The following is a 21,734-nucleotide window of genomic DNA, read 5'->3' on the forward strand; positions in this document are numbered from 1 at the left end:
ATGTACGTTATTTTCTTTATTCTGTGAAGCATACTTCATAAAAAAACGGGAGAGCATGACTGCCCTCCCGTTTTTTATATATCTATTTAGACTGGTACCGGGGTACTTTGCATTAAGGTCTGAAACCAGCCGGGTAGTTGGAACGAAGCGAATTCATCGGCAGGATTTTGATTTCTACCCGACGGTTAGCCTGGAGCCCTTCCACGGTGGTGTTGGGAGCAATGGGGCGAAACTCACCAAAGTGCTCCACAATGATACGGCTGGGATCCGCCAAGCCCGCCCGAATCAGGTACCGCTTGGCCGCTTCGACCCGGCGTTTCGAAAGGGCCATGTTGTAGCGGTCGGAGGCGCGGGCATCCGCATTACCTACCAATACAATGCGGCAGTTGGGACGCATATTCAACAACTCAACTACCTGGTTAAGGGTCGTTTGAGAAGTAGGGCGAATCACTGATTTGTCGGTATCAAATTCAATATTGGAGAACAGGGCCTCACATTCGTCTTTGGGCAAGTTGTTCCGGATGGCATCGGAGATGTACTTTTCCAGATCCATGGCTACCCCACCACCGGATACCACGCTGCCAGCGGGCGTGTTGGGCTCCTTGTCAAACAGATCGGCAACCCCGTCTCCGTCAGAATCCGTGTACAGGCGCGGATCAACGGGCTTGGGCATGTTGGCCTTTGCAATGGAATCGGCGTCATCCATGGTAGGGTTGTATGGCGGCGGGATCAGGGCGTTAGGATCGGCCCAACGCAGGTGGTAACGGCCCGAAGAGGCATCGTACTTTCCGTCTTTCGACATCACGGCATTTTTACCCAGCTTGTACGTAAGGGCAATGGCGCCGTAGCCCCATTTATCCTGCTTGGAATCGCCTTTGTGGAAGCCCCAGATTCCCGACTGTGAAGCGTAGTCGGTTACGCCCCCAACGGTAAGGTCTATTTTTTCGGTATTAACGTGGTTGATCGCAAAATCTACGCCTATATCAAAGCGAGGGGATAATTCGTAGTGAATGGCTAAACCCACCGGAACAACCCATTCGCGGGTATAGACCGATCCGTTGCGCTCCCAGGTACCGGCAGTTTTGGAGCTTCCTTCGGTATTGGTCTCAAACAGAAACGCGCCCGTATTCAGGTCGTAGAGCTTGCTGTGAAAGTACATCACCCCAAAACCGGCGTGCGCATCAAACTTCCAGCGGCGTAGCTTATTGAAACCAAATAAAAGGCGGTTTAGGTTGACCGTACCGTCGAGGGTAGCCTGGATGAACGAAGGACTGTTGAAGTATACGTCATAGCTGGTCACCACACGCGTCTCAGGATTCATCCCTTCGACGCCGCGCTTGGAGCCGGTGAGGTTACCGTTCCAGCCGGTAAGCTGTATCCCAAAGAGTGGCGTTAGCTGTTTGTTGATAGAAAGACCAAACCCTCCCGTGACATTTTCTCTCTCGCCTCGTTTGAAGTCATATTGACTCAAATCTCCAAAAAAGCGGGTTAGTCCTCCGTAGCCGGTAATGGACCAAGTATTCATCTTATTGGGACCTTCGTAGGAACGATTCTGGGCCAGAGCGTCCGTTGCAATAAGAGAAAGGCAAATCAAGGCAACGTAAAGGTTCTTTTTCTTCATGAGGAAACACCAGTTATGTGGTTCAATAGTTCAAACTTTACTAACAACTTAAAATTAAAAATACCGAAATAAAAATAAGCCTGTAAGCCGGATTCTGTATTCCAGTCCTTTTTGCAAAGGGCCGGAATTTCTATCATTTGTCTAGGACTCCGGTCACCCGGAGCCTCTAACGACCTACCCGTACTGAGGTTTTACAACGATTAGAAGTAAAAACTGGAACGAGCCGCCCCAAACTCAGTACTTACTTGGTCTTTCAGCCCGTAAGGTTTACCTCGCTTCCGGCGTCACCGCCGGAACGGTGGTCTCTTACACCACCTTTTCACCCTTACCCGGCACAAAATATCATGCCAGGCGGTATTTTTTCTGTGGCACTGGCTGTCAGCTTATCGTCACCAATCCGCTGCCTTCCCGTTAGGAAGTACGGTGCTCTGCGCTGTCCGGACTTTCCTCTCCGGCCTCTGCCGGAGCGATAGAACGACTTACTCTATTTCGGTTTGGCTACAAAGCTAACAAATACTTTGCTTTGATTGGTAGGTAATTTAGCATAAAAAATAAAAAAACACAGGCTTTTTACCCATTTAGGGTACTTTTTTTTGGTGCGCTCAGAGCAACCCTTCGATCCGTATATTGACTTTCCCGGTGGCAAATACCACGGCATAAATGTGTTCGGGCGTGAGGTATACTTTGTCGGGAAGTACCTCATTCAGCGTTCCCCTGAGCTCAACGCCATCCGCCAGTTTGCGTCGGCTGAGCGTTTGCTGAATGCCCTTTTTGGCTTCTTCCATCTGTTCTCCCAGCGGAAATACCATTTGCTTTTCCATCATTCGGGCAAACTTCCCCTGCAAGAGCCAATTGGCCGTTTTAAAGATTACATTTCGGGTATCCAGGTCGTAGTCAAGGTCATGCAAGGAGAGCATCTTCGTGTCGGGATCGTAAGTGGGGGTACCTTTCAGGTAGATAAACCCATTAAGGCTGCCTTTGAGCCCGGCCTTAATGACTAACTTTTCATTTTGGCCAAACAACGCGATGCTCGTCACTTCCACTGCATAACGGCCATCCATAAAGGCAAACTGTTTGCCCACAAAATTGGCTTCCGCCAAACGAGCGGCTTCCGCGTAGCTGATCAGGCTGATCAGCCCTACCTTGAATTCGGCGGGGATTTTTTCTACTACCCGCAAGGGAGGTAGCGGGTCGGTCTTGAGGAGCGGCTTCACGCTCGACGTAATCGTTTGGGTGTAGCCTTTGATGCCAATGGACGTACGAAGTACCCCGCTGCGCGCCAGCAGTGGCGTCATGAGTATCTGGTTGGGAAGTACCACCAGCCAGGTATTGTACTCCTCTGACATCAGCACCGGGTTGTGCGCCAGGTCCCAGGCTTGCTGCACGTATTTACGCAGCTCAATGGCCTTACCGACTTGCTCATCAATGGCCTGGGTGATTTTATCCGAGTTTCGGTTCAGCAATCGGCTGACCATCCCTTTGATGGGAATATTGAAGCCCGAGACCTTGATGGAAGGCTCGCTGATCCAATCGTAGCTGTCTACATGGGTCGTGGTGAGCATGCGCCAGTCCGGCGAAACGCTTACTTTGGAAATAAACCGCAGCCGAACGGCAAATTCGGTATCTTTATAGCCCGACATGGTAAATCCCATCGGGCTGATTTTATACCCGGCACTGACCCATATTTTCAAAGGTACCTCAAACAAGAACGTAGAATCCAACGCCTGAACTTTGATGTCACTGAGCTTCCAAATTTTGGCTTTCAGGTTGTCCTGGCCGTCGTCTTCGTAGCTATTATCCTCGTAGATAAGCCCTTTCAGCTGAGCGTTAATCTGCTTCTCCAACTCCGCAATGGGCATCTCAACGGGTACATTGAAGGTCGACAAGTACTTTTCGTTCTGAATCTGCATATCCGAATAGAGGTATTTTTCGGCCGGAGCCGAAGGCTGGGAAGTCTTTTTGGGGGTACATTGACCCAGCAGCAAGAGTCCGCACAGCGCCAGCAGGCACCATCGGCGCTTACTTAATTTTAACGAGGGTTGCTCCGTAGCCAAATTTCTCTTTTTGAGCGTCTTGATAGTACTGTACATGTTGGTGTTGCCCCAGGCGGCGGTGCAGTTCTGAGCGGAGCACGCCATTGCCTACTCCGTGAATAAAGGTCATTTCGTCCGCCCCGCCCGCGATGGCCTGCTCGAGCTGCTGTTCAAACGTTTTCAGTTGAATGGTGAGTATCTCTTCTTTGGGGAGCTTGGCGTACTCGGGGAGTAATTTTTCAATGTGGAGGTCCACCGTAGTAGGGGCAGTTACCGGGCGGCTCGGGGGTACTTTGAGCGGCTCGGGAGAAAGCATCCGCTCGCGGAGCTCCTGGGGCGAAATGTTTCCCGCCGGGGCGGCCACTTCGCCGTCCTCATCCAGCTGATACACATAGGCTTCCTTGAGCAGTACCGGTGCCTGGCTTTTCTTTTTGTAGAACGACTGCGCCCGGCACTTGATCCGTTTTAGGAAAGGGGCCCTGGCGGTGAAAGTACCTGGCCGGAAGTGAAGTACCTGGAAGTCGAAGGTAGGCCATTGCTCAAAATCCTTGATGAGCAAGTCGCTGATTTTCTGGGAGCTTCGGGCGTTCAAAGTACCCCCCACCAGGCCCTGATGGGTACCTTCGTGATCGCTAGCAGCCACAAAAGGAAGCAGCCAGTCGGTATTATTAACCAGGTGTACCGTGAGCTCGCGGTCGTTGATGGGCACAAATACCAGGTAGATTCCTTTTTCGGCAAAAGAACCCGCGGGCCGGGGTGCCGCCCCCGAGCGAGGCACTATCTTATCCTTTTCTTCGGCCTTCTTCATTCGCTGCCCTTCCATCGGCGACACCAGCACTACTTCGTGCCGCATGGCCGGGATCCGAAAGCCGTCTTCAATCTCTATCTCAACCTGATTCCCCGGCAGGAATCGGGAAATAATTCCCTCTTCGCGTCCGTGTACCAGCCTTACTTTATCCCCAATGTTCATAATTTAATAAAAGTTAAGCGCGAAAGATTCGCTACTAAAAATACAAAGGTCTGAATCTCAGGCCGTGCTTACTTACTTCCAGCGCCGGGGCGGGTACTTTCAAGGTATTCAGTAACAACCCCAGCGTGCGCACAAATTTACGCCGGGATTTGATCTTAGTGAAATCCACGTCTAGCGAAAGGTAGTACTGGCGGTAGGGTACAAACCCCAACTCGGTACTTTTGCCTACCTCGGCGGCCACCATGTCGTGAATGCCGTAGCCCAGCGAGAAGCACAGCCAGCCGGGCCACTTGGACCCGGGCGCAAACGAGCGGGGACTCGCCGAAAACCAGTAGGTCTGTCCGTTGTAATCTTTCAGCCAGCGCTCCGACCAGCTACTTCCCAGCAACTCAGGGCGTTCGGCGGCCAGTGGCGTGTGGTGAAAAGAAAATTTGGGATGGATGCGAATCTCGTCCCAAAGTGCGTACTGCCCCATAAATAGCGTCGGACCTAGTACATTGGCTACCATGTCGCTGGGCGAAAATCCGTAATCCGGGGCAAAGCCATCGAGAATTTCAATGGGGGTCATGAAGAAAAAACCCGACAGCGCTCCGTAAAAAATAGCCTGCTTTTTGCTGATACCCGTTAATTTATATAACTCCGCAGTGAGTAGGGAAATCTGATAAGCGGTGTAAAGATGCCCCAACTTGTCCAATTGTTTCCACTCGTGGGCATCATCTGCTACCGAAAAACGCGTTGCCGGGTTCTTGTACCACGACTTACTCAGCCCGTATAGGGTACCTGTATACAATACCGTTTGTACCGCAAACAGCCCGTGCAGCTGGCGGTAGTTAGGCCGGGTGGGCTCCGTAGAGTCAGCGGGCCAGGAGGTCGCCTTGCCAACCTGGGCCAGGAGTATTCCACCCATCAGAATTAGCCTGCTCGCCGTTTTAACGCCCACCATGGCTTAGTAGCTCCCGCTGTATTTACGCAGCCCCCACTCCGTCGCTGCCAGCAACACCAACAGGAAAAACAGCCATTTCAAATGAATGAGCTCCACCATCTCTTCGGAGCTGTCAAGGCGGTCGGGAGGGCGCGAGGTAGTCATGAGCTGCGCCAAACTACCCAGGGTATTCGGCTGTAAAAACTGCCCTCCGCTCCGGCTGGCCAATTCCCGTAATAGTCCAAAATCGGCCGTTGTATTCAGCGCTTCCAGGTCCACATCACGTACCACAAATTGACCACTAACCTGCTCCTGCCCGCCGCGTAGCGAGGTACTGGCGCGGTAGCGGTAAACGCCCTCATTCAGGCCGCTTATTTCAAACCGCGGGTTGTCGGCGGTGTGGGTGTAGTTGTAGGTGAGGGTTTTTCCTTTTTCGTCGGTAATATCCAGACGTACCTCCTGGCCGTAAATTTTTTCGTAGATGTCGTTGTAAATCTCCGTCTGGAAAACGACCCGTTCGCCGGCATCAAACTCGTTGTTGATGGGGTACACCCGGAACTTGCGCTTGTCTTCTTTGACCGAAATAAGTTGAATGACTTTTCGGAACAGCTCATCCACCACATCCTGCTTTTCGGTAAGGGCGTATTCTTCCTGCCGCCACTGCCAGAGCCCCTCCCCTGCCAGCAAGGCAATCTTGCGCTCACCGGAGGTATTCAGTACCAACAACGGCTTCGTGGTGGCTACGCTACCTACCCGCTGGTACAGCACTACCTCGCTACCGGGAGCCAGGCGGTACTCCCCAAACGGTACCGACAGCGGCGGCAGCCGCTCCAGGAGCGACAGCCGTTCGGCGTCGAGGTTCAGTAATTGGAAAGAGGCGTTAAAGCGTCCCGTCACTTTATCAAATTGCCCTGGATTGGCCGCAATCTGCAGGCCCCGGCTCTGGGCGCTGGCCGAGGCCGCTGCTGACTGGTTACCGAGAATAAAAAAGGCGGGGGTATTCTTTTGTAGCAATCGGCGCACGAGCTCGTTTCCGGCCCCGGACACATCGGGTAGTTGGTGAAAAATGATCAGGTCGTAGGACTTCTCAAGTACCTCGTTTAGGTTAGTGGAAGCCGACAGGGAACGAACATCCAGTTCGTAGTTTTCATTTTGTTCAATGATACTCCGCAGCGCTTTCACGTCAGGATGCGGGGCCAGGGCCAGCAGCAGAATTTTTTCCCGGCCGTCGATCACGTCAATGTATACCTCGCGGCGGTTGTTGCGGGCCGAATGTTCACCCGAAACGTTCGCCGTTTCTACGGTATAATGTTGTACCCCTTTCTGGCTAGAGGAAGTAGTAAAGGTATAGGAGCCAAAGAAGTCGTTGCGGTTGATGACCACGTTTTGGGTGGCGATCACGCGCCCACCCTGCCGGAGCGAGAGCGTGGTACTTCGGCCCGCCAGGCCCGTCGCCGTAACGTCCACCATCACCGGGAACTCATTGCCCATGTAGGCTACCCGGTTGGCGGTCACCGCCCGGAGCTGCAGATCGCGCTTGGCCACGGTGTCTCCCACCGCTACGGTATGAATCCGGAAAGGGTAGTTGCCGTAGGTAGGTGAGATCCCCTGGTTCACGATCCCGTCTGACACCAGTACGACGTCCGTGAGGTTACGCCCCTCAAAATTGCTGCGTACCGTATTGAGCAGTCCCGAGAGATTGGTAACCTTCTGGTCAAATTTTACGGAGTCCGTCGCTTCCAGTTCCTGGCGGCTGTCCAGGGTTTGGGTACTTACCTCGTAGCCATTGGCCGTGAGCTGCCGACGAAGTTCTTCCAGCGCGCCGAGCGCCTCTTGTCCCGGCTGTGCCATCGATTGCGAGTTGTCAATGGCCAGGACAATCTTGGCCTTGTCGACGTTGGTTTCGGTGGTTCTGAGCAAGGGGCTCAGCAGTAAAAAACAGATCAAAGCCACTAAAATCCCGCGCAGCGAGGCTAAAAAAATATTGAGTCTTTTACTCCACGAGGGGTGCGGCTGGTACAAAAAATACGCGTAGGCCGCACCGGCCAATAGGCAGAGTACAATAAACCAGGGGGAAGATTGAAAGAAAAGTTCGGATCGCATGGATGAGGCGTAGGTCTCGGAAAAGTCGGGTTTGGTTAGGAATGGCTCCGACAAGATACAACCATAACGCATAAAACCCTACCGGTGGTTTTCAGGACCGTAAATTTCCGTCCCAAAAACCACCGTATTCGCCCAGAATGAAGCAACATGTCGACCAATCCTACGGCCTAGGTAAGCATGCCGCCGTCTACCTGAAGTACCTGCCCGGTAATGTAGCGCGACAAATCCGACGCCAGAAAAATACAGGCATCGGCTACCTCTTCGGGCTGACCGCCCCGCTTCATCGGGATCGACTGCTTCCACTCGTCCAGGGCTTTTGCTTCGAGGGCGTCGGTCATTTCGGTTTCAATGAAGCCCGGTGCTACGGCGTTGGAGCGGATGTTGCGGGAGCCCAGCTCCAGTGCTACCGACTTGGTGAAGCCAATGATCCCCGACTTGGAAGCCGCGTAGTTGGCTTGCCCGGCATTGCCCCGGATTCCTACCACGGAGGTCAGGTTGATGATCGATCCGGTTTTGGCGCGCATCATGGTTTTGATGGCCGCCTTCGTCAGGTTGAAAACCGATTTTAGGTTTACGGTAATGACCGTATCCCACTGCTCTTCGCTCATGCGCATCAGCAGGCCGTCTTTGGTGATCCCCGCGTTATTGATGAGCACGTCCAGCGTACCGAAGTCTGCTACTACCTGGCTTACCAGGGCGTCGGCGGCCTGGAAATCGGAGGCGTCGGAGCGGTACCCTTTGGCCTTGATCCCGTACTGCTCCAGCTCGGCCACCAGTGCCTCGCCTTTTTCAACGCTGGAAAGGTACGTAAAGGCCACGTGAGCCCCCTCCTGCGCAAACCGCAGGGCAATGGCGCGGCCAATCCCGCGCGAAGCCCCCGTAACGAGGGCTACTTTATTTTCTACTAGTTTCATGAAGTTGGATTACTCAACAATTACTTTCCGGGGCCAAAAGTAAGCGATTAGCCCGTAGTGCGCAAAAATATGGAGAAGTACCCTTTGTAAGTACCTCATCAGCAGAGTATAAAACTAAACCTATTTTCCGTTCATTGTTCCTATTCCTATGCTCAATCCAGTTTATCAAAAAGAAAACTCGCCGCAAGAAAATAACGCTATCGAACGCCGTATAACTACGGACGACGAAGTGAAGCTCTACAATGCTATGGTAGCTCTGAAATACGATAGAAAAATGGTGGACGCCTACTTTGGTTTGGTGGGCGACATGCTAGTTGAGCTGGATATTCCTCCTACCTCCAATAAAATCGCAATGACGATCAGGAAAGACCTAATAATGCCTGTCTCCATCGGGCAAAGATATGTCATTCGCCCCGGGCAGAAAGGAAACATTGGGTTGATTATGCCTCTGGAATTTAAAGAAATCATAGAAGATTATCCCGTTGCTGAAACCGAAGATAGCTATTTTTATAGCCAAGGTACCCAGGTGGCTTTATGGGTTAATTTCGCCATTCACTCGGCTGATGAGCTAGACTCACTAGTGGTGAACTTACGGAAAAGTGCCGTTCAAAGTGAACTTTTAAGAACCAAAATCTCTGGTTTTAGAAAGTACCATAATCCTGCTTACTATAAAGCTTGTATTGATAACGATTACCGACGAGGATTACTCTTGGGAAATAATCAACAGGGTACCTAATGGGTTAATCATAAATTGAAAATCAACGAACCAAAGCATAATTGGACGTAAAATTCAGACTACATCCTTAGTGTGATTCCTCTGGAATCAGCCTCCTGATCGCGTGTCGGCTTTTCTATAAACGTGGGATTTCTCCGAAATCCGGTGATACAGCCAACTATCTCCTCAGCGGAGGCTACAGAATACCACCTTCGAAAGTACCCTAGGTGCCCAGGAAGTACCTTCTTGCTTTCTCGAAAGTACCCCTTTTTTTAACCAAGATATTCAAAACAATTTCGGCTGGCTCTTCTCCGTACTGCGGCTGGCGGTTTGGGTCAGGATTTCGCGGGCGTTGTGGATTACGGTTTCCGACGGGCGACGCCCCCCGATCATCTGGGCAATCTCCATCACCCGCTCTTCCAGCGTCAGCTTTTTAATGCGGCTGACGGTCCGGGCGGCGGAGTGGTCTTTGTACACAAAGTAGTGCGCCTCCCCCTGCGCGGCAATCTGGTGCAGGTGCGTGATGGCAATAATCTGGTGATTGTGGGCCATGTGGTGCATCATATCCCCCATTTTGATGGCTATTTCGCCCGAAACGCCCGTATCAATCTCATCAAAAACAATGGTAGGTAGTTTGCGTTTATCGGCCAGGATGTACTTGATCACCATCATGAGCCGCGAAAACTCCCCGCCCGACGCCACGTTGCGCAGCTCTTGCGGACGAATGCCCTTATTGGCACTAAAGAGAAACGAAATAAAATCGACGCCATCGACCGTGGGCGCTACTTCGGCCACCTCGATGGACAGGCTGGCGTTGGGCATTCCGAGCTCTACCAACCAGCGGCAAATCTCCTGCTGAATGGACTTGGTAACTGCCTTGCGGGAAGCCGAGAGCTTCCGAGCGCTCTGGAGCATGCGTTCCTGGGCTTTGTCGGCAGCAGTTTGGGCTTTTACCAGTTCATCGTCCAGGGTAAGTACCTTGCTCACCTTGGCTTCCAGCTCCTCCTGCAAGGCCACCAACTCCGCCACGCTCCGTGCCTGATGTTTTTGTTGTAATTGATAAATCAGGTCCAGCCGGTCGCGAACGATCACGCTGCGTTCGTCGTCTACTTCAACCTGGCTGCTGGAGGTACTTATCTCGTCGGCCAGGTCGCGCAGTTCGATCAGGCTACTCTGCGCCCGCTCCCGCAGCACCGTATATTCATCAAACAGTCTGCTGGCTTGGTTGAGGCTTCCAATGGCCGCTTTGAGTAGCTCCAGTACCGACTGCTCGGGGTTTTCCAGGTACTCATAGGCCAGTTGGAGCCGTTCCTTGATCTCCACCGCATTTTCGAGCAGGGTGAGCTCCCGCTCGAGCAGCTCCTGCTCTTCGGCCTGTAGGTTGGCGTTGGCCAGCTCCTGGTATAGAAAGTTATTGTAGTCAAATTCCTTCCGCATACGGTCGGCCTGGGCCTTCAGCTGGTCGTAGGCCTCGCGGGCCTGCCGGTGGGCGCGGTAGTCGGTACGGTACTTTTTTAGCAAAGCGTCGTTGGTGGCGTAGGTATCCACTACCTGCAGTTGAAATTCGTTGTTGCCCAGCAAAATGGAGTCGTGCTGGGAGTGGATGTCCATGAGCTGGTTGGTGACGCGCCGCAACGTTTCCAGGTTTACGGGGGTATCGTTCACGAAAGCCCGGGATTTGCCGGCGGGACTGATTTCGCGCCGAATGATGCAGTGCTGGGAAAAATCCAATTCTTCTTCCTCAAAGAGGTGCTCTACGGCGTAGCCTGAGACGTCGTAGGTACCTTCAATGATGCATTTTTGGCTGGGGTCATACAGCGATTTGGTGTCGGCGCGGTTTCCGAGCAACAAACCAATCGCACCCAGCATGATGGACTTGCCCGCGCCCGTTTCACCCGTAATGATGTTCAGGTGCGGGTCGGGTGACAATTCCAGGTGCTCAATCAGAGCGTAATTCTTAATCAATAGATTTGCAAGCATGAAAGAAGTGTCATTGAGTACAGGACAGAGGGACTAAAAACAATCTTTCCCCTCCGAAAAAACCACTCCATTTAGAAAATAAAAAACTCGCTCGGGGCCCGGCAGGACGAACGCTTTTCCCTTGCGAAGTTAGCTAACAATTCTAACATTTTGGGCCAGGCGGGCCTTCAGAAAACAGGAAAGAATTAGTAAGCCTAAAAGGTACTTCTTTGGTCGTAGATAATGGTGTCGATGTCGGCCAGAGGAATGGTATGCCGGTGGTCGCGGGCATCGCGGAGGCTAAGGCTGCCCTCGGCGCAGGAAACGAGCTCTCCCAGGTGCGTATGACCGCTGTAAAGTACCACGTGGAGTACGTACCCGTTGAGTTTAGGTAGCCGCAGGGCCAGGTCAGGAGCAAAGAGTCGGGTTAAGCGTTTTCCCATAGAAGCAGGCGCCAAGGTACTTTCAGGGTACTTGCGCAAAGTACCTTTACTGAATCAGTTTTTGGTAAAGTTGGGTTTTGGCCGGGTCCAGCGCCGAGAGCAGCGTGTAGGCCTGCTGCCGTTCTTCCGGGCTGGCTTCGCGCAGAACGCTATACAACTCCTCCGACTTGGCATCAAAGAACGAGTTGATCATGATAGAGCCCGGCCGAAGCTGGGCTACCTGCCGGAGCGTCAAGAGCATCTCCAGCGCGTGCTGGCGGGCCTGTCCGGGGGTTTCGGTGGCGGTGTCCAGCCCCAGGCGGTGGTAGTTATACAGGCCTTCGCGGAAGGGAATAAATTGCTGGCTCATGAGGTTTTCGATCAGCCAGTACCGGTTGCGGTTGTCGCCTTTCGAGTCCCAGGCCTTCACATTCGGAGAGGCATTCCGAGCCAGCGTTGCGAGGTTAAAGGCGCGCTGCATGTAGTTACTTCCGCCCTGTTTGCTAAACGAATCGTAGTCGAGCGCCAGGGCAACGTAGGCGTAAAAAGCCAGCGTAAAGGGTAGTTCGTCTGTGTAGTTGTTCTCGTTAAAGAACATGGGGTTGTTGGGAAGGTACGTAAAAGCAAAGTTGCGGTCTACGTAGGTAAACAATATAGACTCATAGGTGGAGTTAAAAACGGGCCGCGTCACGATCAGCTGGGCATTGGCCTGGAAACTACCCTGAGTACCTGAGCTCACCAGGTTGATGTTGAGCTTCACCTTCACCCGCTCTTCGTTGGCAAACTGGTCGTTGGTAAAACGGGTCGTGTTCATGAATTCCTGAATGTAGGTATTCAGCTGGCTCATGGACTGAGCGTCGGTTTTCTGCTGGGCTACCAGCTGGTCGTAGTTAAGACTTACCGTACAGTTCAGTTCCTGGGCCCGCAGTACCGGCCCAAAAAGGCTGAGCCCCAGAAGTACCCACCACGTAGCTTGTTTTTTCATACTTCACTCCACCTTTGTACTATGATTTCCAGAATATCCTGGGCGGCTTCCTGCTTTGATTTAAGCTCAAAATGCCGAATTCGCTCGTCTTTCTCAATAACGGTAATTTTGTTGGTATCGTGCGCAAAGCCCGCGCCAATATCATTCAGTGAATTCAAGACGATGTAGTCCAGGTTTTTTTCCTGCAACTTCCTCATGGCGTTGGGGAGCTCATGGTCGGTTTCCAGGGCAAAGCCCAGCAGGAGCTGATGCGCTCGCTTGCGGGCTCCCAGGGTAGCCGCAATATCCACCGTTTTCAGCAGCGGCAGGCTCAGGGTATCTTCTTTTTTCTTGATTTTTTTGTCGGCCACCTGCGCCGGGCTATAGTCAGCAACGGCGGCGGATAGCAGAGCCAGGTCCGTTTCAGGAAAGTACCCTTCCACCGCCTCAAACATCTCCCGGGCCGACTTCACCTTGACGAGCCGAATCGCGGGATCGGGTACGGCCAGGGCGGTAGGACCGCTGACGAGCGTAACCTGCGCACCGGCGTAGGCAAAGGCCTGCGCCAGGGCGTAGCCCATTTTTCCCGTCGAGTGGTTACTCAGGTACCTTACCGGGTCAATGGCTTCCTGGGTAGGCCCGGCCGTAATGAGCACGCGCTTACCCACCGCTACCGGACGCCGCGCAAAATGCTGGTGAAGTACCCCCACGATCGCCTCCGGCTCGGCCATGCGGCCGTCACCCACCAGGCCGCTGGCTAGCTCGCCGTGGCCAGCGGGCAGCACCGTATGGCCGTCAGAAGCCAGGCTCGCCAGATTTCGGCGCACTGCCGGATGCTGGTACATATCCAGGTCCATGGCGGGAGCCAAAAAAACGGGACAGCGGGCCGAAAGGTACACCGCCGAAAGCAGGTCGTCACTCAGGCCCTGCGCGCATTTGGCCAGCGTATGGGCCGTAGCTGGCGCTATGACCAGCGCGTCTGCCCAGAGCCCCAGCTCCACGTGGTTGTTCCAGGTACCGGTTTCAGGATTGGCGTAGTGGTACAGCACCGGGCGTTTGGACAAAGTACCCAGCGTCAGCGGTGTAATAAAGGTACGGGCAGCTTCGGTCATCAACACCTGTACGTCAGCGCCTTCTTTGATCAGAAGCCGCACCAGAAACGCCGATTTATAGGCAGCAATGCTGCCCGTTACGCCCACTATTATTTTTTTTCCTCGTAGGTACAATGGACTAGCTGGTTTAGAGTACGCTCAAAATTGGCAGTAAGCTATCCGGCCCAACCCAGTCTGTACGCTGCCTAGCTCCCCCCTTACTATAAAAGTAGCCGTACAAACGCTGACTGGGTTCGTACGGCTAGAATTGGTTGGTTGACGCAAAGCGCTTAAATATCCTCTTCCGTCTCGCGGTAGCTGAAGTACGTTTTGCCCTCCATAAACTCGTCGATGGCGGTACTTCCGGCTTTGGGCATGCGCTCGTAAAATTTGGAAATCTCGATTTGCTCGCGGTTTTCAAAGACCTCTTCCAGGTTGTCTACCCCCGACGCAAACTCCGCCAGCTTGTTGTTGAGTTCTTCCTTCATCTTGCTCGAAATCTGCCGGGCTCTTTTGGATATTACCGCTACTGATTCGTAGAGATTGCCCGTTACGGCCGCTATTTTATCCGTGTCACGGGTTACAATTGATGGATTCGTTGCCATAGTTTATTTAGTGGTTACTACTATCTATATCGTATATTTCAAAAGGAGGCACTGCTTACTTCAACGACGACGAGGCCGCAGAGGTAGTTATTTTGGTAGGCTTCGTAGCCGGATCGCCCTGCTTTTCTCTCAGCTCCTGACGGGTCTTTTCCAGCTCCGCAATGCGCGTCAATTCTTTCTGGCTGTCGTCGTAGAGCCTTTCGGCATCACGCCCAAATTTGCTCTCGGGGTACTTATCGACAAAGGCCTGGTAGTACTTAAGTACATCCTGGTACCTTTCTTTTTGTTTCTGTGGCAGGCTACTTTTGGATAAATTGTACTGGGCGTCTACCCTTAGGTAAGCCAACTCTTCGTTGTACTTCGAATCAGGGAAATCCGTCTGGAAGTTCCCAATGGATATGACGGCCGATTTGAGTGAGCCCAGGTTAAAGTCACTGATCTTGTAGTACAGCTTGGTTTTTTCGTAGGCTTTCAGCTCCAGCTTGTTGCGCAGCTCCATGATGTAGCGCGTACACTCTTCCCGAAAGGGACTCTCCGGGTAGGTATTGATAAAATCCTGCATGGCCGAAATGGCCGTCATGGTGCTGGCCTGGTCCAGGCTATGCGGGGCAGAGTCCTTGTAGAGCGAATAGGCCTGCATGTACAGGGCCTCGTGGGCGTAGTCGCTACGAGCGTAGGTATCGTAGAACTTCTTGAACAGATACTGGCTCATGTTGTACTGCCCCTGTTGGTACTGGGTGTAAGCGTAGTAAAACTGCGCCATCTCCGACTCGGTTCCTCCTTTCAGCAGGGGAATTAACTCTTCGAAAAGTATCCCGGCCCGGTAAAAATCGCCCTTTTTGTAATAGTTAAGGGCCGCCTCGTACTTTTGCTCGTCGGTGCCGGTTTTCTGCAACTTGGCAAACTTACCGCACGAAGAAAGGAGCAGTACCGCCACCAGCATGGGGAGATAGCGAAAAAGAATGTTTTTATGCATAGGGCTGCAAAGATAATAAAAAAGCTACTCCATCCATAACGAATGCGTAGCTTGTAAAGTATGAAGTAGGAATCTATTGCTGATGGCGAACAAGCATCTTTTTGGTAGCTACTTTTTTGCCTTCTACGGCGAGTTGGTAAAAATAAATTCCGGAAGGCATTTCGCGGGTATTGACCCGTAATTTACGGTCCGTCCGATCCAAAGCATACTCGGCAACCGAAGAACCCAGCACATTATAAAATATAATCTTGGCATCCCGCACCGACGCATTAAGGGTATAATCTACCTCGGCATACTCACTGGCCGGGTTGGGGTAAATGTTGGATACTGTGATACGCTCGCTGGAATAAAGGTGCTCTTCGATGTGCCCCTGCGCTTTTTCTTCAAACCCCGGACTGCGACGCTCACGGGCATCTACCGTGGCTAACGCCGACGACACTTCACGTACCGTTGGCTGGGGTGCCGTTGACGCGCTGGCAAACAGCAACGAGCGGTAGTAGCTGGTAAGTGCCTGGGGCTTTTGTAGCGAAAGTGGCTTGTACTCAAGTACCGAAGGTTGGCGCACCAGCGACGGGCGATCAAAGCCCACGGGCTGTTTTTGGTAAGCAATGTTCAAACGACTGCGACTGGTGGCCGTCGTTTGTGCCTGAGCTACTGCTAAGCAGGCGGTTAAAAGAATATATGTACAAAGTATAATTCTCTTCATGGCATTGGTTAGTAGAAATTGGTCTTTTTTCCCGGCAGGAAATCCCCAACTATTAAGATTCACAAAAATATACAGAAAAAATTGGACTATCAAAATTTATTGTATAAACGGCAATAAATTTTTATTACTGGTAATATATACTATAAATTTTATGCCAGGTACTACTGAAATGTAAAGTACTTACAAAAATAAACTCCTGAGACAGAAGAAGGTTTTGCAATTACCTAATGATTTGACTCGGCGCAAGTCGGGCTTTGGCCGTTTCTTTGCTTGCTTCCTTCTTCTCTTTGGGCTCCGGCGGAGGTACTTCCTCCTGCCAGGTGACCTGGGCGCGGGTCGGCTTTTCAGTCACCCGCCAGTTAAACCCTTCCAGCTGTCGCTGGGCGGAGGTAATGAACTGGGGCGGAATTAGTTTCCCCTCGGGCCGTCCAATGAACGCAATGCGCTTGACGCGGTTCTGCAAAAACTGCAGGTTCATTTTGGCGCATTCCACCCGGTTGAGCCCGATCAGATTCAGGTCGTCGCCGATGGCGTAATACGCACTTTGCCCGTTTCCGTCCACCAGTACCTGCCGCAAACTACTCGTGGTATCAAACAACGCGTTGATGGTACGGCCCTTTACCTGGTTGTGCTGCCTCACCAGCGTGTCTTCGGAGATCACGAACGAATTGCTCCTCAACAGCATCCGATTCAGCTTATTATTCACCAGAAAAGCGCTGATCGTATCGGCCTGCATCTGGTTGTTATCACTCCATAAAATAGGATTCCGAAAAAACAGCACCGTGGAGTCCTGCGTATTGTACACAATGGAGTCACACTTACCCTGAAAATCGGATTTAAAAATATAAACATTCTTATTTCCGATCAGGCGCTGGGTACTGTCCAGCTGGTTCTCAAAGCGGTACAAGGTATCCGCCCGAATAAACAGCGTATCTTCGGTTACGATGCTGCGCACCACGGCGTGGCCGTATACCTTGGAAAACCCCTCCTCTTTTCGGTACAAGCCCACGTCACCCGTCAGGAGCGTGTTGTCTTTTTTATCAAGAATCTCCACGTCGCCCCTCGCAAATCCCCGCTGACCATCGTAGGAGAGCGAGTCGCCCGTAAGGGTATAGGATTCATTCTCGACGCTGGTACGGTTATCAAAAATCGACTCACTCGTCTCGGTATTATACCGGCCTCGCTTGGCTACGATGGTACCATCCTTATTCACAATTTTAGTGGCTCCGTTGAAGTATGACCACTTCGTTAAGGAGTTGTACACCAGCGTGTCGGTGGTCAGTGTGTACTTTTGGTTGACCAGCTTTACGTCCCGGTAGTAGGTAAAGATCTTCGTGCGCGTGTCGTAAATTCCTTCTTTACTGGTCAGGACATTTTCCTTATCTACCGTGCGGCCGGGAAAGGGGTACCTGGCTATCCCACCGGCCATGTCGTATTCGAGGCGGCGGGACGTAAGGGTACTTTTGCTGTCTTTGAGGACGGCCCTCCGGCCCGACATAATGGCCAGGCGCGTATTGCCGTAGTAAAACAGCGTGTCGCCCGTCACGGTGATGGTATCGCCCTGCACGATTTTCACGTTGCCGTAGGCCTCGATGAGGTTGGTACTTACGTTATGGATGGCCAGGTCACAGTACAGGATCGAGCCCTGATGCCGAAACCGGACGTTGTTCACCACGCGCCGAATTTCCAGGCCGTTTTCGTTAAAAATCACCAGGCTGTCAGAGCCGGGTAGTAGCTCCACTTTTTCGGTCGGGGCCGCGGGGCGCTGGGCCCAGGCGATGGACGAAGCAAACAAGAAAACAAAGAACGTCAGAACCTTCATGGCCTCTTTGACCTTAATGATTCCCCATCGTTTAAAAAGGTTGCCTGCCAGGGCGAATATTTTTTCGTGCTTCATGCAACGGCGGTTTCTCACTACCTTTGATCTACGTTAATGACTCTTACGCAAAAATACAGCAATAATGTTGCAGCCGGGTATGCTGGATGCTTTTTTAACCTTTATTAACGAAAACCAACTGCCGCTGTCGGGGACCAAAACCCTCCTGGCGGTGAGTGGCGGGGTGGATTCGGTGGTACTGGTGGACCTGTTTCAGCAAGCGGGCTTTCGTTTCGGGATTGCCCACGGCAACTTCGGGTTGCGCGGAGCCGAGTCGGACGGCGATGAGCAGTTGGTACGGCAGCTGGCCGAACGGCTCAAGGTACCTTTCCACGGCACGCAGTTTGCTACCCAGCAGAAGGCCGACGCCGAGCGTATATCCATCCAGATGGCCGCCCGCGAGCTGCGTTACGCCTGGTTTGAGGAGGTACGGCAGCAGCACGCCTACGACTACCTGGCCACCGCCCACCACGCCAACGACAACCTGGAAACGGCCCTGCTCAACCTCTCGCGGGGCACCGGCCTGGCGGGATTTCGGGGCATCGCCGTGCAGAAAGGTCCGCTGATTCGTCCGCTGCTTTTTGCCTCCAAAGAGCAGATTCTGGACTACGCCAGGGCGCGTCAATTACCCTGGCGCGAAGACAGCTCCAACGCCTCGACCTACTACCGACGGAACCTCATCCGGCAGGAAGTAATTCCCATTTTAAAGCAAATCAACCCGTCGCTGGAAAGTACCCACCGGCTCACTACCTCCCGCCTGGCGGCCGCAGACGCCCTGCTGGCCGAGTACCTGCGCCCGTGGCAAGCGCAAGCCCTGCGACACCAGCAAAGTACCACGTACATTTCGATCGCCATGCTGGAAAGTAACTCTGAGCCCGCCTACCGCCTGGCCTGGCTCCTTGAGCCCTACGGATTTACGTACCAGCAGGCGCTATGGATCGCGGCGGCGCTGAGCGGCCAGTCGGGCAAGCGGTTTGTGTCTCCGACGCACGTTTTGACCAAAGACCGCACTGAGCTCATCGTAGTACCTCGCACCGAGCCGCCACCGGCCACCGAAGTGGTTCTGGAGCAACCTGAAGGTACCTTAAGTACTCCTTGGGGGCGCGTTCAGCTCCGCACTTTGCCAGCCACGGCTTTTTTTCATTCCGGTGCTGCCCCCACCACGGCTTTCTTCGACGCCGACGCGCTCGTGTTTCCTCTAAAAATAAGACCTTGGCAAACGGGTGATTCCTTCGAGCCTTTCGGGATGGCCGGGAAGCGAAAAAAAGTCAGTGATCTACTCATCAATGCCAAAGTACCCCTGCCCGAAAAAGAAAAGATAAAGGTACTGCTGGACGCTACCGGCCGTATTGCCTGGGTACTTGGCCTCCGCACCGACCACCGCTTCCGGGTCACGCCCCACAGCCGGGCCATCCTTTCCATTTCCGTTCATGCCTAGGTACTTTGCCCTTCGTGGCGGTTGCACGGCAGCGCTTTCTGTCCTATTTTTGAGGAAAATTTAAAATTGGCATTTTATTTGCTTCGCTGCTACTTGTAATCGACAACACTATCCTATTGAAACGACCTTTATCTATGAAAATCTGCCGACATACCCTGCTGCTGGCGGTGTCCATGCTACTATTTTCGCTAGGAACCATGGCCCAAAGCGCGCGTCTCCGGGCTGCCAACAAACAGTTTGATGACATGAGCTACACCAGTGCGGTGAGGTTGTACGAAGAATTTCTGCGTATTGAAAAGCGCAAAGATCCTCTCGAAACCCGCGACGCCCTCACCAAGCTAGGTTACAGCTACCGGCGGCTACAGGATTCCCGCAACGCCGAGCGGGTTTACGAGGAATTGGTAAAGACTTTTACGGACGCCCCCAGCGAAGCCTACCTCTTCTACGCGCAGGCGCTGGCCTCCAACCGCAAGTACCGCGAGTCGCAGAAAATGTACGCCAAGTACGGCGAAATGCAGGCCGAAGACCTGCGCGGGCGCCGCTTCACGGTATCCTACATGGACCTCAACCGCTTCTACCGCGACTCCTCCTCCTACCGGCTCGACTACCTGCCGATCAACTCCCGACAGGCCGATTTCAGCCCTATGTACTACCAGAAAGGATTGGTGTTTGTGTCGGCCCGCGACGAAAAGGGGCCCGTGAAGCGGGTATTCAACTGGAACCAGACCCCCTTCCTGGACCTGTACTTTCACCCCGACACCACCGAGCTGCGTAGCCCGCTTGGGGCGGAGGCTGCGCTGGGCGGCGGCGAAAGTACCCTAAAACCCGAAGACCTTCCCAGCGACAGACCCCTGAGCAAAACCGAGCAGTTTAGCCGTACCCTCAACACCAAGTACCACGAGGGACCCATGACGTTTTTCAAAGACCAAAAGCGAATTATTTTTACCCGAAATAACGACGACAAGGGAAAGTCAGGAAAAAGTGATCAGGGAATACGAAAATTGAAATTATACTACGCCGACCAGAAGCCCGACGGCAAGTGGGGCAACGTACAGGAGCTGCCGTTCAATAACAAAGACTACTCTTGCGGCCACCCGGCGCTCGCTCCCGACGACACCAAGCTGTACTTTGTGTCGGACATGCCCGGCGGCTACGGCGGCACCGACCTCTACGTGGTAGAGTACCGCAACGGCAAGTGGGGTACCCCCGTGAACATGGGCCGCGAGATCAACACCGAAGGCAACGAGATGTTCCCCTACGTGGACGCCAGCGGTACCTTGTACTTTTCGTCCGACGGGCACGAAGGACTGGGCGGCCTGGACGTATTTATGGCCGAGCTCAAAGACGACATTCCCGTCCGGGGTGTACAAAACCTGGGCGCACCCATCAACTCCGAGCGCGACGACTTCGGCTTCATTACCGACGCCAACCGTACCTCCGGGTACCTGAGCTCCAACCGCAAGCGGGGCTCGTACGACGATAATATCTACAGCTTCCGGCGGCTCTGCAAGCAGCTCAATATTTACGTCTACGACGCCAAAACCAAGGAACCCATCGAAGCCGCCGACGTGCGTATTGTAAAGAGCGGGGTTAACCAAGCGCTGCAACAAACCGGGCTGGACGGTAGCATCCGTACCTGTCTGGACGTGGTTTCGGAGTATGAGTTCCGGGCCATCAAGGAAGGCTACGCCGCCAACAGCCTGCGCTTTTCGACGCTCTCGCAATCATCCAATCCGGAAGTGGGGCTGTCTATCTACCTGGAACGTAGCGAGAATACCACCATTGTGAAAGGGACCATCCGCCGCGAAGTGGATCAGAAACCCGCCGACGGCGTGAAAGTAACCCTGCGCGACGAGAAAACGAACGCGCAGAAAACCGCCACCACGGGCCCCGACGGCAGCTACGAGTTTGACGTAGCCCCCAACGCCAACTACACCATCACGGCCGAGAAAGACCGCTACGCCAAGGACCAGAACCAGCTAAAAACCAAGAAGAAACCGGGGGTAGTAGAAAACAACATCGGGATTTACGGCGAAGGGGACGTGTACCAGCTCAATAACATTTACTACGACCTGGATAAGTTCTCGATCCGGTCGGATGCGGCCAAGGAACTCAACCGCGTGGTAGCCCTCCTGAACAAGTACCCTGAGCTCACCGTCGAGCTGCGTTCTCATACCGACAGCCGCGCCAGCGACGACTACAACGCCAAACTCTCCGAGCGCCGCGCCCGCGCCGCCTACGACTACATCGTACGGCGGGGTATCAGCCCCATGCGGCTGGTGGCCAAGGGCTACGGCGAGAGCGAGCTACTCAACAAATGCGCCAACGGGGTACCTTGCTCCGAAGCCGAGCACCAGCTCAACCGCCGGACAGAGTTTAAGATTTTGTCGGTGCAGTAAAGTACCTTCTTGCTTCACCC

17 protein-coding genes and 1 other RNA gene are annotated in these 21,734 nt (G+C 53.2%); 3 read left to right on the forward strand and 15 right to left on the reverse strand.

Features of this window, described 5'->3' with window-relative positions; genetic code table 11:
• Nucleotides 1–112: 112 nt before the first annotated feature.
• The 7 genes from HNQ92_RS10230 to fabG form a co-directional block, all read right to left on the reverse strand.
• Complete coding sequence (locus HNQ92_RS10230; RefSeq protein ID WP_246439964.1) at nucleotides 113–1,525, reverse strand: OmpA family protein; 1,413 nt, start codon at nucleotides 1,523–1,525, stop codon at nucleotides 113–115.
• A gap of 163 nt (nucleotides 1,526–1,688) precedes the next feature.
• Nucleotides 1,689–2,107, reverse strand: an RNA gene (rnpB, locus tag HNQ92_RS10235) — RNase P RNA component class A.
• Between the two features lie 116 nt (nucleotides 2,108–2,223).
• Entirely contained in the window at nucleotides 2,224–3,711 is a 1,488-nt protein-coding gene (locus HNQ92_RS10240) for a DUF4403 family protein (RefSeq protein WP_246439966.1), read from the reverse strand.
• The gene (locus tag HNQ92_RS10245; RefSeq protein WP_184173868.1) at nucleotides 3,641–4,624 is read right to left on the reverse strand and encodes a Smr/MutS family protein; all 984 of its coding nucleotides are present in this window, start codon (nucleotides 4,622–4,624) and stop codon (nucleotides 3,641–3,643) included. The genes HNQ92_RS10240 and HNQ92_RS10245 overlap by 71 nt, the downstream gene beginning before the upstream one ends.
• Before the next feature lie 34 nt (nucleotides 4,625–4,658).
• Nucleotides 4,659–5,531 (reverse strand): DUF2279 domain-containing protein, encoded by an 873-nt coding sequence (locus tag HNQ92_RS10250; RefSeq protein ID WP_246439968.1) that lies wholly within the window; start codon nucleotides 5,529–5,531, stop codon nucleotides 4,659–4,661.
• Nucleotides 5,532–5,570: 39 nt separating this feature from the next.
• Nucleotides 5,571–7,649, reverse strand: coding sequence for a VWA domain-containing protein (locus HNQ92_RS10255; protein WP_184173872.1), 2,079 nt, complete (start codon nucleotides 7,647–7,649; stop codon nucleotides 5,571–5,573).
• A 167-nt stretch (nucleotides 7,650–7,816) separates the two neighbouring features.
• Nucleotides 7,817–8,563, reverse strand: coding sequence for a 3-oxoacyl-[acyl-carrier-protein] reductase (gene fabG, locus HNQ92_RS10260; protein WP_184173874.1), 747 nt, complete (start codon nucleotides 8,561–8,563; stop codon nucleotides 7,817–7,819).
• 148 nt (nucleotides 8,564–8,711) lie between these two features.
• Here fabG and HNQ92_RS10265 point away from each other — a divergent pair, with 148 nt between their 5' ends.
• A complete protein-coding gene (locus HNQ92_RS10265; RefSeq protein WP_184173876.1) occupies nucleotides 8,712–9,299 on the forward strand; it encodes a hypothetical protein in 588 nt (195 codons plus the stop codon).
• A gap of 264 nt (nucleotides 9,300–9,563) precedes the next feature.
• Here HNQ92_RS10265 and recN read toward each other — a convergent pair whose 3' ends face one another.
• The 8 genes from recN to HNQ92_RS10305 all read right to left on the reverse strand — a co-directional run bounded on the left by recN (nucleotide 9,564) and on the right by HNQ92_RS10305 (nucleotide 17,898).
• A complete protein-coding gene (gene recN / locus HNQ92_RS10270) occupies nucleotides 9,564–11,258 on the reverse strand; it encodes a DNA repair protein RecN (RefSeq protein ID WP_184173878.1) in 1,695 nt (564 codons plus the stop codon).
• Nucleotides 11,259–11,452: 194 nt separating this feature from the next.
• Nucleotides 11,453–11,680 carry a hypothetical protein gene (locus HNQ92_RS10275; protein WP_184173880.1) on the reverse strand — a complete coding sequence of 76 codons (228 nt, stop codon included), beginning with the start codon at nucleotides 11,678–11,680 and terminating at the stop codon, nucleotides 11,453–11,455.
• A gap of 46 nt (nucleotides 11,681–11,726) precedes the next feature.
• Nucleotides 11,727–12,644 carry a type IX secretion system protein PorD gene (gene porD / locus HNQ92_RS10280; RefSeq protein ID WP_184173882.1) on the reverse strand — a complete coding sequence of 306 codons (918 nt, stop codon included), beginning with the start codon at nucleotides 12,642–12,644 and terminating at the stop codon, nucleotides 11,727–11,729.
• Nucleotides 12,641–13,849 carry a bifunctional phosphopantothenoylcysteine decarboxylase/phosphopantothenate--cysteine ligase CoaBC gene (gene coaBC, locus HNQ92_RS10285; protein WP_184173884.1) on the reverse strand — a complete coding sequence of 403 codons (1,209 nt, stop codon included), beginning with the start codon at nucleotides 13,847–13,849 and terminating at the stop codon, nucleotides 12,641–12,643. The genes porD and coaBC overlap by 4 nt, the downstream gene beginning before the upstream one ends.
• Before the next feature lie 155 nt (nucleotides 13,850–14,004).
• Nucleotides 14,005–14,319 carry a DNA-directed RNA polymerase subunit omega gene (locus tag HNQ92_RS10290; protein ID WP_184173886.1) on the reverse strand — a complete coding sequence of 105 codons (315 nt, stop codon included), beginning with the start codon at nucleotides 14,317–14,319 and terminating at the stop codon, nucleotides 14,005–14,007.
• Nucleotides 14,320–14,374: 55 nt separating this feature from the next.
• On the reverse strand, nucleotides 14,375–15,295 hold the full coding sequence (locus HNQ92_RS10295; RefSeq protein WP_184173888.1) for an outer membrane protein assembly factor BamD: 921 nt from the start codon (nucleotides 15,293–15,295) through the stop codon (nucleotides 14,375–14,377).
• 73 nt (nucleotides 15,296–15,368) lie between these two features.
• Entirely contained in the window at nucleotides 15,369–16,001 is a 633-nt protein-coding gene (locus tag HNQ92_RS10300) for a T9SS type A sorting domain-containing protein (RefSeq protein WP_184173890.1), read from the reverse strand.
• A gap of 220 nt (nucleotides 16,002–16,221) precedes the next feature.
• The gene (locus HNQ92_RS10305; RefSeq protein ID WP_184173892.1) at nucleotides 16,222–17,898 is read right to left on the reverse strand and encodes an OstA-like protein; all 1,677 of its coding nucleotides are present in this window, start codon (nucleotides 17,896–17,898) and stop codon (nucleotides 16,222–16,224) included.
• A 64-nt stretch (nucleotides 17,899–17,962) separates the two neighbouring features.
• On the opposite strand from HNQ92_RS10305, the gene tilS reads away from it, so the two are divergent.
• Entirely contained in the window at nucleotides 17,963–19,315 is a 1,353-nt protein-coding gene (tilS, locus tag HNQ92_RS10310; protein ID WP_184173894.1) for a tRNA lysidine(34) synthetase TilS, read from the forward strand.
• Between the two features lie 134 nt (nucleotides 19,316–19,449).
• Nucleotides 19,450–21,714, forward strand: coding sequence for an OmpA family protein (locus HNQ92_RS10315; RefSeq protein WP_184173896.1), 2,265 nt, complete (start codon nucleotides 19,450–19,452; stop codon nucleotides 21,712–21,714).
• Nucleotides 21,715–21,734 lie beyond the last annotated feature (20 nt).

Origin of the sequence: Rhabdobacter roseus (assembly GCF_014202275.1) — a bacterium.
GTDB lineage: Bacteria > Bacteroidota > Bacteroidia > Cytophagales > Spirosomataceae > Rhabdobacter > Rhabdobacter roseus.